Source organism: Paraflavitalea pollutisoli, from assembly GCF_029360705.1.
Classification (GTDB): domain Bacteria; phylum Bacteroidota; class Bacteroidia; order Chitinophagales; family Chitinophagaceae; genus Paraflavitalea; species Paraflavitalea pollutisoli.
Genome location: NZ_JARKMX010000014.1, coordinates 803012 through 816638, shown reverse-complemented (window position 1 = coordinate 816638; position 13627 = coordinate 803012). Strand labels below are relative to the sequence as shown.

Here is a 13627-nt window from a genome sequence, read left to right as displayed (position 1 = left end):
AGAACACCAGACGGCGCAAACAAAATAACTACATCAGAAAAACCATAAACTGGTTATATGTTGAACTCAAAAATTCCAGCCGGTCCTTTAGATAACAAGTGGACAGATTACAAAGGACATTGTAAGCTGGTCAACCCGGCCAATAAACGTCACATCGAGATCATTATCGTAGGAACAGGATTGGCCGGCGCCTCCGCGGCGGCGGCACTCGGCGAGTTGGGCTACAAAGTGAAGACCTTCTGTTTCCAGGATTCTCCCCGTCGTGCACACTCCATTGCCGCTCAGGGCGGTATCAACGCTGCCAAGAACTATCAGAATGATGGCGACTCTACCTTCCGGTTGTTTTATGATACCGTAAAAGGTGGTGACTACCGCGCCCGTGAAGGCAACGTACACCGTCTGGCAGAAGTCAGTGCCAACATCATCGACCAATGCGTGGCACAAGGTGTTCCCTTCGCCCGCGAATATGGTGGCTTGCTCAGCAACCGTTCATTTGGTGGTACACAGGTACAAAGAACATTCTACGCGGCCGGTCAAACCGGTCAGCAGTTATTGATAGGCGCCTACCAGGCCCAGGAACGTCAGATCGCACTCGGTAACGTAACACAGTATTCCCGCCATGAAATGCTCGATATCGTGAAGATCGACGGCAAGGCGAGAGGGATCATTGCCCGTAACCTCGTAACCGGAGAACTGGAGCGTCATTTCGGACACGCCGTATTGCTGTGTACCGGTGGATACGGCAACGTATTCTACCTGTCTACCAATGCGATGGGTAGCAACGTGACCGCCGCCTGGAAAGCACACGTAAAAGGCGCTTTCTTCGGCAACCCCTGCTACACACAGATCCACCCTACCTGTATCCCGGTGAGTGGTGATCACCAATCCAAGCTGACCCTGATGTCGGAGAGCTTGCGTAATGATGGTCGTATCTGGGTGCCTAAGAAACAGGGCGATAGCCGCAAAGCCAGCGAGATCCCCGAAGACGAAAGAGATTATTACCTTGAAAGAAGATATCCCGCCTTCGGTAACCTGGTACCACGTGACGTGGCTTCCAGGGCTGCCAAAGAGCGTTGCGATGCCGGCTATGGCGTAGGTACTTCCAAACAAGCGGTGTACCTCGATTACGCCGATGCCATCGACCGTTATGGAAAGATCGAATGCCGCAAACTCGGTATCAACAATCCCGATGCGGATACCATTCGCAAACAAGGTATGGCCGTTGTAAAGGCCAAGTACGGTAACCTGTTCGACATGTACGAAAAGATCACCGGCGAAAACCCGTACGAGATCCCCATGCGTATCTATCCAGCGGTGCACTACACCATGGGTGGCCTCTGGGTCGATTATGAACTGATGACCACCGTACCTGGTTTATATTGCCTCGGTGAGGCCAACTTCAGCGACCACGGTGCCAACCGCCTCGGTGCTTCTGCCCTGATGCAAGGTCTGGCCGATGGTTACTTCGTTATCCCTTACACCATTGGTAATTACCTCGCCGACGATATCCGCACCAAGCCCATACCCACGACCGATCCTGCTTTCGAAGCAGCCGAAAAGGAAGTGCGCGAGCGTATCGAAACACTGATGAAAATCAAGGGTAAACAAACCGTAGAAAGCTTCCACAAGCGTCTTGGAAAGATCATGTGGGACAAGTGCGGTATGGCCCGTAACGAAAAAGGCTTGCAGGAAGCGATCGTCGAGATCCAGCAACTCCGCAAAGAGTTCTGGAGCGATGTACGTATCCCCGGCGATATCAAGGAAATGAATCCTGAGCTCGACAAAGCCAACCGCGTAGCCGACTTCATCGAACTGGGCGAACTGATGTGTAAAGATGCCCTTAATCGCCGCGAAAGCTGTGGTGGACACTTCCGCGAAGAGTCGCAAACAGAAGAAGGCGAAGCCATGCGTGACGATGAGAACTTTCAGTATGTAGCAGCCTGGGAATTCAAAGCCGTCAGCAACTGGGAGCTGCACAAAGAAGAACTCAAGTTTGAAGTGGCCAAGCCTACTCAACGTTCCTACAAATAATCGAAACAATAGAAATCTCTTACCCGGTCTTTAATAATATACTATGGAGCATTACAATATGAATCTGACCCTCAAGGTCTGGAGACAAAAGAATAAGGATGATAGGGGACAATTTGAAACCTACCAGGTAAAGAACATCTCCTCCGAAATGTCCTTCCTCGAAATGTTCGACGTACTCAACGAAGAACTGATCCGCGAAGGAAGAGACCCCATCACTTTTGACCATGATTGCCGGGAAGGTATCTGCGGTGCCTGCTCCATGTATATCGATGGCCGTCCGCACGGACCCTGGGAAGCCAATACCACCTGCCAGCTCCACATGCGCGCCTACAAAGATGGCGATACCATCGTGGTAGAACCCTGGAGAGCCAAGGCATTCCCTGTTATCAAGGACCTCATGGTCGACCGCTCGGCGTTCGATCGCATCATACAGGCGGGTGGTTATATCTCCGTCAATACCGGTAATGCGGTAGATGCGAACGCTATGCCCATCGAGAAAGACAAGGCTGACCTGGCATTTGCCAATGCGGCTTGTATCGGTTGTGGCGCCTGCGTAGCTTCCTGTAAGAACAGCTCCGCGATGCTCTTCCTGTCGGCCAAGGTGAGTCACCTCGCCCTGCTGCCACAAGGTGATCCCGAGCGTAAAGACCGTGCCCTCAACATGGTTGCCCAGCTCGATAAAGAAGGGTTTGGCGGCTGTACCAATACCGGCGCCTGCGAAGCGGTTTGTCCCAAAGAGATCTCCATCAGCAATATTGCCCGCCTCAACAGCGAGTACCTGCGTGCTGGTTTGACTGTCGACAAGTAATCGTCCAATCAATAGTTCATTGAAACCGGCCAACTGGCCGGTTTTTTTGTGCCCCAACCTTTCTATCCCGATCCTTGTTATCTTACCACATGGACTACAAAGTACCTTCACAAACACGCATCGGGCACATACACCTCAAGGTGGCCGACCTCGACCGGGCACTCGGCTTTTACCACGACCTGCTGGGGTTCGAGATCATGCAACGCTATGGTACCCAGGCAGTATTTGTGTCTGCCGGCGGTTACCACCACCACATCGGCCTCAATACCTGGTACAGCAAGGACGGGCCACCAGCGCCCCGCAATACGGCCGGTCTTTTTCATACGGCCATTCTTTACCCAACCCGGAAAGACCTTGCCAATATCCTGCAGCGCCTCATCGCGGCAAAATATCCGCTCACCGGCTTGTCAGACCATGGCGTATCGGAAGCCATCTACCTCGACGATCCCGACGGCAATGGGGTAGAGCTGTACTGGGATAAGCCCCGCGAACAGTGGCCACTCGATGCAGCGGGCAACCTGCACATGGTAACCGAACACCTCGATGTGGAAGGATTACTGGCAGAAGCTGATCAATAAAGGTCATTAATGGTTTTAGGTAATTTTGCCCCATTACACAAAAGGTAATACAAGCAGTTGCACAAATGAGTATTTTCAGAGCCATAAAAACTGCTGCATGAATAAAAGATGGCTCTTCATCACAGCTGTAGCTTTTACAGCTTGTAATCAATCTTCACAGACTATGCACTCCTACAAATGGCCCGAAGGCGTGACGCCTCCGGTGGCAGATAAACACCCTAAAGAATTCAAGGCACACGGCGATACCCGTATCGATGACTACTACTGGCTCAACGAGCGCGAGAATCCCCAAGTGATCGACTACCTCAAAGCAGAGAACGCCTACCTCGATACCATGATGAGTGGTACCAAGGCACTACAGGACAAACTGTTTGCAGAAATGAAGGGACGCATCAAAGAGAAAGACGAGTCGCTGCCCTTCAAGAACAATGGCTATTGGTATTATTCCCGCTTTGAGGAAGGCAAGCAATATCCCATCTTCTGCCGCAAGAAAGAAACCCTCGAAGCTTCCGAAGAGATTATGCTCGATCAGAATAAAATGGCCGAAGGCTTCAAATACTATTCAGTAGGTGGCCGCTCCGTCAGCGACAACAACGAACTACTGGCCTTTACCGCCGATTCCGTAAGTCGTCGCCTGTACGGCCTGCGCTTCAAAAACCTGGTGACTGGTGACGTGTATCCTGAAACGATTCCCAATGTGGAAGGGGGCGACCTGGCTTGGGCGGCCGACAACAAGACCTTTTTCTACGTGCGCAAAGACGTGAAAACCTTATTGGGCTACCAGGTATGGCGCCACGTACTGGGCACCGATCCCAAACAGGATGTACTGGTGTTTGAAGAAAAAGACAACCGGTTCTATATCGGCGTATTCCGTACCAAATCGAAAAAGTATGTGAGCATCGTATCGGATATGAACCAGGTGTCGAGTGAATACCGGTTGATCGAGGCCACCAACCCAACGGGCAACTTCGTGGTATTTCAACCCAGAGAGAACAACCTGCAATACAGCATCGAACACTACAACGATAAATTCTATGTGCTGACCGACTGGAATGCGCCCAATTTCCGCCTGATGGAAACACCGGAAGGAAAGACCGGCCGCGAAAATTGGAAAGAAGTGATTGCCCACCGCAATGACGTGTACATCTCTTCCCTAACCCTATTCAAGGATCACCTGGTGCTGGGAGAGGTAAAAGATGCGCTCAACCAGATCAGGGTCATCAACCAGACGGCTAAAAAGGATTATTATATTCCGTTTGATGAGGCAGTATACAGTTCTTATGTAAACGTCAACCCCGACTACAATACCAATGTGCTGCGCTTGTCTTATACGTCGATGACCACACCGGCATCGATCTATGATTTCAACATGGATACACAACAACGGGAATTAAAGAAACAAACAGAGGTATTGGGTGGCTTCAAGAAAGAAGAGTATGCTTCCGAACGTATCTGGGCCACTGCGCGTGATGGCGTGAAGGTGCCCGTATCACTGGTGTACAAAAAAGGCATGCAGAAAGATGGCAGCAATCCACTCTTGCTGTATGCGTATGGCTCGTATGGCTCCAGTACCAACCCGGGCTTCAACAGTAATGTGATCAGCCTGCTCGACCGTGGTTTTGTATATGCCATCGCTCACGTGCGGGGTGGTCAGGAATTGGGTCGCCAATGGTATGACAATGGTCACCTTTTCCACAAGAAAAATACCTTCTTCGATTTCATCGACGCAGCTGAATTCCTGATCAAAGAGAAATACACCGTAAAGGAACATCTCTACGCCAATGGCGGCAGTGCCGGTGGCCTGCTGATGGGGGCGATCACCAACCTGCGTCCCGATCTTTGGAAAGGTGTGGTGGCCGATGTACCGTTTGTAGATGTGATCACTACCATGTCGGACGCCAGCATTCCCCTGACCACCGGGGAATATGAAGAATGGGGCAATCCGGCGGATAGTGCCGAATACGCCTATATCAAAACCTATTCGCCCTACGACAATGTAGAGAAAAAGGCATATCCCAACCTGCTGGTAACCACCGGGCTGCACGATTCGCAGGTACAGTATTTCGAGCCTGCCAAATGGGTGGCCAGGCTGCGGGAACTGAAGACGGACAAAAACATCCTGTTGTTCAAAATCAACATGGAAGCCGGTCACGGTGGCGCCTCTGGCCGTTTCGACTACCTGAAAGATGTGGCACTGCGCTACGCCTTTTACCTGGCACTGGAAGGAAAAGTCGAGTAAAGTGCGGTGATTTATCGGGCGCCAGGGCGCCCGGAAAGAATATACAAGCGGTGGCGGGCCTGCAAGGTCCGCCACCGGTCATTTTGACCCATCTGTAGATCGTTGATAGTCATTTAGATACACAGGTCGCTAATAACCAGCCTGCACCGTGCAAACAGCCTCCAAAAGAAGCCCGCGGCAACGTAATTTATCGTACCTTTGCGCCCTGAAATTCAGTCTAAGAATATGATATCGGCAAATAATATAACACTCTCTTTTGGTAAACGCGTTTTGTTTGATGAAGTAAACATCTCCTTTACCAAAGGCAATTGCTATGGTGTAATCGGTGCCAACGGTGCCGGTAAATCCACCTTTCTGAAGATCCTGTCCGGTGAGATCGAGCCCAACAAAGGCACTGTCGACATCACCCCCGGCGAACGGATGGCAACCCTCAACCAAAACCACTTCGCATTCGACGACATTACCGTACTCAACACCGTGTTGATGGGCCATAGCAAAATGTGGCAGGTAATGAAGGAGAAGGATGAGATCTACGCAAAAGAAGATTTTACCGAAGAAGACGGTATCCGTGCCGGTGAGCTCGAAGGCGAATTTGGTGAAATGGGTGGCTATACCGCCGAAAGTGATGCAGCAACCCTGCTTAATGAACTGGGTGTGCCCGATGAGGTTCACCAAACCCTGATGAAAGACATCAACGGTGCGCAAAAAGTGCGCGTGTTGTTGGCCCAGGCATTGTTCGGCAACCCCGATATCCTCATCCTCGATGAGCCTACCAACAACCTCGACGTGGTGACCATCTCCTGGCTCGAGAACTTCCTCGCAGAATATGAGAACATCGTGATCGTCGTTTCCCACGACCGTCACTTCCTCGATACCGTGTGTACACACGTAGCCGACGTAGACCGTCAGAAGATCAAGGTATATACCGGTAACTATACCTTCTGGTATGAAAGTAGCCAGCTGGCTGCCCGTCAGCAAGGCGACAAGAACAAGAAGATGGAAGAAAAGCGTAAAGACCTGATGGACTTTATCGCCCGATTCAGTGCGAACGCCTCTAAATCCAAGCAGGCTACTTCCCGTAAGAAAGCCCTGGAGAAATTGGTGATCGAAGACATCACACCTTCGAACCGTAAGTATCCAGGTATCATTTTCAAGCAACTGCGTGAAGTAGGCAACCAGATCCTCAACGTTGAAAAACTATCTGCCTCTATCGATGGCCGTGTTCTTTTCAACAATGCCAGCTTCACCGTCAACAAAGGCGATAAGATCGCGATCGTAGCCGATGACCAATTGGCCATCACGGCTTTCTTTGAGATCATCAATGGTAAAAAACAAGCCGATGGCGGCAAGTACGAGTGGGGTACCACCGTCTCCAAAGCTTATCTGCCCAACGATAACTCCGAGTTCTTCACCACCAACCTCAACCTGATGGATTGGCTGCGTCAATATGTGCCACCGCATGTAACCGACGTAGATGAGCCCTTCTTGCGTGGGTTCCTCGGCAAAATGCTTTTTGCCGGTGATGAGATCATGAAGAAGACAACGGTATTGAGCGGTGGTGAGAAAGTACGTTGTATGGTGAGCCGGATGATGCTCCAGGACCCCAACGTGGTGATCCTCGATGAGCCTACCAACCACCTTGACCTGGAATCCATCCAGGCATTCAACGAAAGCATGACGAACTTTACAGGTATCGTATTGATCTCTTCGCATGACCATACCTTCCTTCAAACCGTGGCCAACCGCATTATCGAACTGACCCCCAACGGCGTCAACGATAAGCTGATGACCTTCGATGAATTCCTCGAGGAAAAGCAGTCGAAGAAACTGAAAGTAGCTTAATACTTCATGAACATAGCTGATTACAAGCCGGCCGCTGTGCCGGCTTTTTTCTTGCGTAGATTGTCCAGCCGCACGATCGTGCTGAGGGTGGAACTGAAAGCATAGGTGCCCAAATTGACCTGCGCGGCAATCGTTACTTTGTTGTCGACCGTAAAATGAAGGGTTTGCGCCAGGCAGGCAGCCTGCACATAGTCCAGGTTGGGGTTACTGGTATTCCACTCATCGTAGATGCGGCGGTTGGTGCCGAAAAGCGCCAGTTTATACCCCAGTCGATTGTCGTCGCCTACCCGGCCCACCATCTCCGTAAAGACGCCCCAGACGAAATAAGTCTTCTTGCGGTCGGCCATCGTTACCGCGCCGGTTGGCATATTTTTGCGGAAGTCGAGGTATCGACCAAATTCCTGGTTCCAGGCCAACTCGGCACCCAGCACGCGCCACTCGGCATTGCCAAACGGCGCTACCACATTGACACTGCCATTCAATCCATAAGCGCCAAAGAACTTGTGGCCAGCCCGTTCGTTGATCTTCACCGGGTCGAAATTGCGGTAGGTATTGCCACCAAGGCTGTCATGGATGATCGGGTACTGGTTTACTTTATAATCTCCCAGTTCCAGGGTAGCACCATAGGTCGCCTGGAAAAAACTGAAGTTATGACTGCGGTGAAAAGAAGTACCAAAGCTGAAAGCCTGGTCTTGTCCGTGTTCGTTGGCCGTACCCACAGCGGCATGAATCCCGGCATAGCTGGCGGCAGCTGAACCTTCGTTGTGCATCGGCATCGGTTTATACCGGTTGGTATTGGTATGCATCGGACTTTGGTAAATGGCCCTGGTCACGCAACTCGTGAGCAATAGCAGGGGCAGGCAGCGTAGTAGAATGATTTTCATGTGATGAGGGGCTTAGCCTGCAAGACAAGCAAATTTTGTGGTTCGTTGCACCAAGGCAGATCCGGCCATTCCCCATTGATCACACCCGGCCCCGGCCATCCTGCGCGCAAGACGGCATCCATCACACGCGGGCGCCAGGGAGCAGTTGCCTTTTACCAATACATTAAAAGCCCCGGCCAAAGGCAATAAAAGCCTAATTTTAAGCGCTATAATCGGTGGCCAAACTGAACTGCTTCGTACATGGGATTCAGTAGGCTTTGATCAGGTTGCCTTCCGGAAAGCCACAAAGCGCCTCCGTTTCCGCGAAGGGATTCAGTTACACGAAATTGCACTTTGTTGATCGGGAGGATCCTGATACTTGTTTTGTTGAGCCTACCCATCCTGCAGCCGGCATTTGCCCAGGCTCCGCGGACGGAACGATCATTGTCCAACCTGCGCAAAAAGATCATCACCGCCAGCCAGACCTTCGTACAGCTCGATACGCTGAGCATTATTCCCCGTACCTTGTCAATACCTGGGATCCCCGACAGTCTGTACCACCTAGACTATGTCAAGGCCGCATTGACCTGGAAAGGCCGGCCACCCAGCGATACCATGGTGGTCTACTACCGGGTATTTCCACGCCGGCTCGATGCAGCCGTCAACCGGATGCCCTATGACAGCATCATGAACAACTTTATCGGCCAACCCTTCACCCCCAACTACGCCGGTATTGCTGCATCTGAAAGCTTCTTCAACTTTGGCAACATCAACTACAACGGTAGTTTTGGTCGGGCTATCTCCTTCGGCAATAGCCAGGATGCGGTAGTGACCTCCAACCTCAACCTGCAGTTGAACGGCTACCTCGCCGATAGTATAGAGATCGTAGCAGCCATCACCGACAACAATATCCCCATCCAACCAGATGGAACCACCCAGGAGCTCAATGAATTTGATCGCATCTTCCTGCAGTTCAAGAAGAAGAACTGGGCACTGAGCCTGGGCGATATCGATATCCGCCAGCAACAGAGTTATTTCCTGAACTTCTACAAGCGCCTGCAGGGTATCGCTTTCGAAACAAAAACGGATATCAGCGATAAGGTCAGCAACAACCTGATGGTCAGTGGCTCCATTGCCAAGGGCAAGTTTACCCGCAATGTATTCAACGGGCAGGAAGGCAACCAGGGGCCCTACCGGCTGCAAGGCGCCAACAACGAGTTCTTCTTTGTAGTGCTGGCCAACACGGAACGGGTGTACATCGATGGTGAATTATTGCAGCGGGGAGAAGACCAGGACTACGTCATCAATTACAATACAGCGGAGATCACTTTCACCCCCAAAAGAATGATCACCAAAGACCGGCGGATACAGATCGAGTTTGAATACGCCGACAGAAACTACCTCAACTCCAATATTTACCTGGCAGATGAGGTGAAGATTGGGTCAAAGGCAACGGTGCGTGTAGGATTATTCAACAATGCCGACGCCAAAAGCTCGCCCATCAATCAGAACCTGGATCCCCAACAGAAGATCTTCCTCGCAGGTCTCGGCGATAGCATCAGCCGGGCCTTCTATCCCACGGCCAATATCGACACCTTTGCAGCCGGTAAAATATTGTACAAAAAGATCGATACTACCTGGGCGGGCGCACCAGACCGTGACAGCATCTATGTGTACAGCACCCACCCGGATAGCGCCCGCTATAGCCTGTCGTTTATCGATGTAGGCATTGGCAATGGCAACTACCTGCCCGACCTCAATGGCGCCAATGGAAAAGTATACCGTTGGGTAGAACCGGTGAATGGAAAACCACAGGGACAATACGAAGCGGCAGTATTATTGGTCACTCCCAAAAAACAACAACTTGTCAGCCTCGGTGTCGACTACAACATCACCAAAAACCTGGTGGTCAATACGGAGGTAGCGATGAGTAGCTATGATGTCAATACTTTCTCATCGATAGATAAAGGCAATGACAAGGGCTATGCCGGAAAGGTCAATATTAGGAACACCTTACCGTTCAAAGGATCAAAGGCGGGCTTGCAGTTGATCACTGAAGGCGGTTTTGAATATGTGGAGGCCAGGTTCAAACCGCTGGAGCGGCTGCGCAATGTAGAGTTCACCCGCGACTGGGGATTGCCCTTGCAGGTAACGGCCGCGAATGAAGGCATCGCTACCGGCGCCGCTCAATTGCTCGATGCCCGGGGCAATACGGTGCGTTACCAGTTTACCCATTATAACCGGGGTAGTGACTTCACAGGCATTCGCAATACCATCACCCATGTGCAAGACGTACGGGGCTGGAAGTTCAACAATGTATTGATGTATTCGGCCATGGACGCAATCACCGACAAGGGTTATTTTCTGCGTCCTACCATCGACATCTCCCGCAAGTTTCCCCGGTTGAAGAACTATACCCTTGGTATCAATTACGCCATCGAGCACAATGAGGTCCGCAATAAGCTGTCGGACAGTGTGGCGTTACAAAGTTTCTCCTTCGAGAATTTACAGGCTTCCATCAAGTCGGATGACGCCAAGCCCAATCGCTGGGGCGTAATCTATTTTACCCGCACCAATGCCTATCCGCTGGGTACAGAATTGACCACCTCCGACCGCAGCCACAACATCAACCTGTTTACCGAATTGATGAAGAATGAGCGGCACCAGTTCCGCTTCAATGGCACTTACCGTACACTGACGATACTGAATGATAAGGTGACGACACAAAAGGCCGACAACAGCCTGCTGGGCCGGGCTGAATACCTGGTGAATGAATGGCGGGGACTGCTGACGGGCAGCCTGCTGTATGAGATTGGGGCAGGGCAGGAGCAGAAGCGGGATTTCGTATACCTCGAAGTGCCGGCCGGGCAGGGAGAGTTTACCTGGAACGATTACAACAACGATGGCGTGCAACAGCTGAATGAGTTTGAAGTAGCGCTCTTCCAGGACCAGGCAAAATACATCCGCATCTTCACACCTACCAACCAATTTGTAAAAGCGAATTACAATACCTTCAATTATACCCTGGGATTGAATCCGCGGTCACAGATCGATCTGTCGAAGGCCAAGGGACTGTTGAAGCTGCTGGCCAATATCAACCTGCAATCGTCACTGCAATTGAACAAGAAAGAGATTGCCCGTGGACTGGTACAATTCAATCCGTTCAAAGCACCGCTCAGCGATACCTCCCTTATTACGCTCAACTCCATTTTCGTCAATACCTTTTCCTTCAACCGCTTTAGCCCCAAATGGGGTATCGATATGAATAATTCGCGTAATAGCAATAAGTCGTTGTTGACGTATGGATACGAAAGCCGGCGGATCGATGAGTGGAGTATGCGTGGACGCTGGAACGTGACCAGGATGTTCATGCTGGAGCTGACGGGCAAATCGGGGATCAACCAGTTGTCCAGCTCCAATCCTAAATTCGATAACCGCAATTACAAGATCGATCAGTATGAGATGGAACCAAGGCTGACCTTCACCAAAGGAGCCAGCATGCGGGCAATACTTGGCTACAAATACAGCCAGAAAGAGAACCAGACAGGCAGTAGGGAGAAAGCAGGCTCCAATGCCCTGAGCTCGGAAATTAAGTACAATATTCTCTCCAGTACATCGATCCTAGGACGCTTTACGTACAACAATATCTCCTTTACGACACAGGATCCCAATGGTGGTACCAATTCGCCGTCTTCCTACATTATGCTCGATGGATTGTTGCCGGGTAAGAACTATTTGTGGAATCTTGACCTCACTCGCCGGTTGTCCAATAGCCTTGAGATCAACATCCAGTACGAAGGCCGCAAGCCCGGTACTTCCCGCATTGTTCATATTGGCCGCGCGGCCATCAGGGCGTTGCTGTAACCCTTCATTGATTCGCACACATAGTATTCAATCATTCAATGGTCCTGTTAGGTGGGTGTTTTCAACATCTGCAGTGTCCTTTACGACCTCTACGTGAGTAGCTGGGGGATTGCCCGACCGCACGAGATGGAAGCATCTGACAAAAGCAAATAGGCCAGGCACAAAAAAAGCGACCCGGCCATTGGCCGGGTCGCTCGGTATAGTGACTGTTCTTCGATTATCCGAAGATACCAGCTTTCTTCAGTTCGCGAACGCTTTCGCCGATCTTGAAACCATTGTGGTAAACTTCGATCTTGTAGTTACCTCTCTTGAAACCGCTGTTTTGTTTCCAGGGATATTCAATGTGAGCCTTCTTACCAGCTTCGTAGTTTACAGGCATCTTGAAAGTATAGAACTTGTCGCCTTCTTCACGGGTAGTGAAGGTACCGGAACCCAGTGCTTCAACAGTTACTGGCTTGCCTTCGGGATCGGTTACAGATACATATACTTCTGTGTTGGCAGACTGAGCAATGCGGTTGTCAACATCAAAGGAGATAACCAGCTTGTCTACGCGTTTTGCCTTTTCAGTTACTTTTTCACGACCGCCGCTCTTTTCGTCGATCGGTGTGATAGCGATGTTAGAAGCGTTGAAAGTAGAAGCTACATCAACTTTCTTTTCGAGCTCAACCTTGGCAGTATTGGTAGTAGCCAGGTCGTTGGTGAGTTGTTCTTTGTCTGCTGTCAGTTGAGTTTTCTCAGTGGTCAGCACACCGTTTTCTTGTGTAAGACGGGCAACTTCCTGCTCGAGATTGTTGATCTTAGAGTTCAGGTCGGCGATTTGCACGGCCAGCTCTTTCTTCTCTCTTTCAGTAAGGCGCTCTTTCTTCAGCTTGGCAGCGATCTGATTTCTCAGTTTGCTGACTTCGCTGTTCTTTTCGCTCAGCTTACCTTCCAGTTCGTTGTTGTAACCGGTCAGTGAGTCGAGACGGATAACAGCTGCGTCGAAGCTCTTCTGCAATTCATTCTTGGAAGAGTCTACAGCAACGTATTGTGTTTGCAGGGTGTTGATCTGCTGGTCAGATTTGTTTTTGTCCCACAGGAAATAACCCCATGTACCCAGGATACCAACGGCGAGTAAGCCGATGATCAGGTTTTTAGAATCTTTCTTAGGCGGTTGATTTTGGGGACTGGCTGATGGATAATTGGTTGTACTCATAATTGTTATGTGTTTTCAAAAGTTTAAAATTCGGGTGCTGAACCCTATCGTTCAGCTTTCGATAGAGGGTTATTCTAAAACCATGCCAGAAATTTTGAAGGGTCCTGGCAGGACAACGTGGAAAACGCTGAAACATAGCGTAGTATTGTGTTTTGCGAAGGTATATTTATAGGTTTAGAAAGCCTTTTTTTGACGTAATATTGCACC

Annotated in this window: 8 protein-coding genes; 6 read left to right on the top strand and 2 right to left on the bottom strand. The window is 50.5% G+C overall.

Going from position 1 to position 13627, the window contains the following annotated elements; all coding sequences use genetic code 11:
• Positions 1 to 57 precede the first annotated feature (57 nt).
• The 5 genes from P2W70_RS33630 (at position 58) to P2W70_RS33610 (ending at position 7498) form a co-directional block, all read left to right on the top strand.
• Positions 58 to 2031, top strand: coding sequence for a fumarate reductase/succinate dehydrogenase flavoprotein subunit (locus tag P2W70_RS33630; protein WP_276486007.1), 1974 nt, complete (start codon positions 58 to 60; stop codon positions 2029 to 2031).
• 43 nt (positions 2032 to 2074) lie between these two features.
• Positions 2075 to 2839 (top strand): succinate dehydrogenase/fumarate reductase iron-sulfur subunit, encoded by a 765-nt coding sequence (locus P2W70_RS33625; protein ID WP_276486006.1) that lies wholly within the window; start codon positions 2075 to 2077, stop codon positions 2837 to 2839.
• An 89-nt stretch (positions 2840 to 2928) separates the two neighbouring features.
• Complete coding sequence (locus P2W70_RS33620) at positions 2929 to 3417, top strand: VOC family protein (RefSeq protein ID WP_276486005.1); 489 nt, start codon at positions 2929 to 2931, stop codon at positions 3415 to 3417.
• A 97-nt stretch (positions 3418 to 3514) separates the two neighbouring features.
• Positions 3515 to 5656 (top strand): S9 family peptidase, encoded by a 2142-nt coding sequence (locus P2W70_RS33615; RefSeq protein ID WP_276486004.1) that lies wholly within the window; start codon positions 3515 to 3517, stop codon positions 5654 to 5656.
• Between the two features lie 225 nt (positions 5657 to 5881).
• The gene (locus P2W70_RS33610) at positions 5882 to 7498 is read left to right on the top strand and encodes an ABC-F family ATP-binding cassette domain-containing protein (protein WP_276486003.1); all 1617 of its coding nucleotides are present in this window, start codon (positions 5882 to 5884) and stop codon (positions 7496 to 7498) included.
• A gap of 20 nt (positions 7499 to 7518) precedes the next feature.
• On the opposite strand, the gene P2W70_RS33605 is transcribed toward P2W70_RS33610, so the two are convergent.
• Positions 7519 to 8382, bottom strand: coding sequence for a hypothetical protein (locus tag P2W70_RS33605; protein WP_276486002.1), 864 nt, complete (start codon positions 8380 to 8382; stop codon positions 7519 to 7521).
• Between the two features lie 366 nt (positions 8383 to 8748).
• Between P2W70_RS33605 and P2W70_RS33600 the strand changes: the two genes are divergently transcribed.
• Positions 8749 to 12225: a hypothetical protein gene (locus tag P2W70_RS33600; protein WP_276486001.1), complete on the top strand. Its 3477-nt coding sequence runs from the start codon at positions 8749 to 8751 to the stop codon at positions 12223 to 12225.
• A 217-nt stretch (positions 12226 to 12442) separates the two neighbouring features.
• Here P2W70_RS33600 and P2W70_RS33595 read toward each other — a convergent pair whose 3' ends face one another.
• Complete coding sequence (locus P2W70_RS33595; protein ID WP_276486000.1) at positions 12443 to 13420, bottom strand: hypothetical protein; 978 nt, start codon at positions 13418 to 13420, stop codon at positions 12443 to 12445.
• Positions 13421 to 13627 lie beyond the last annotated feature (207 nt).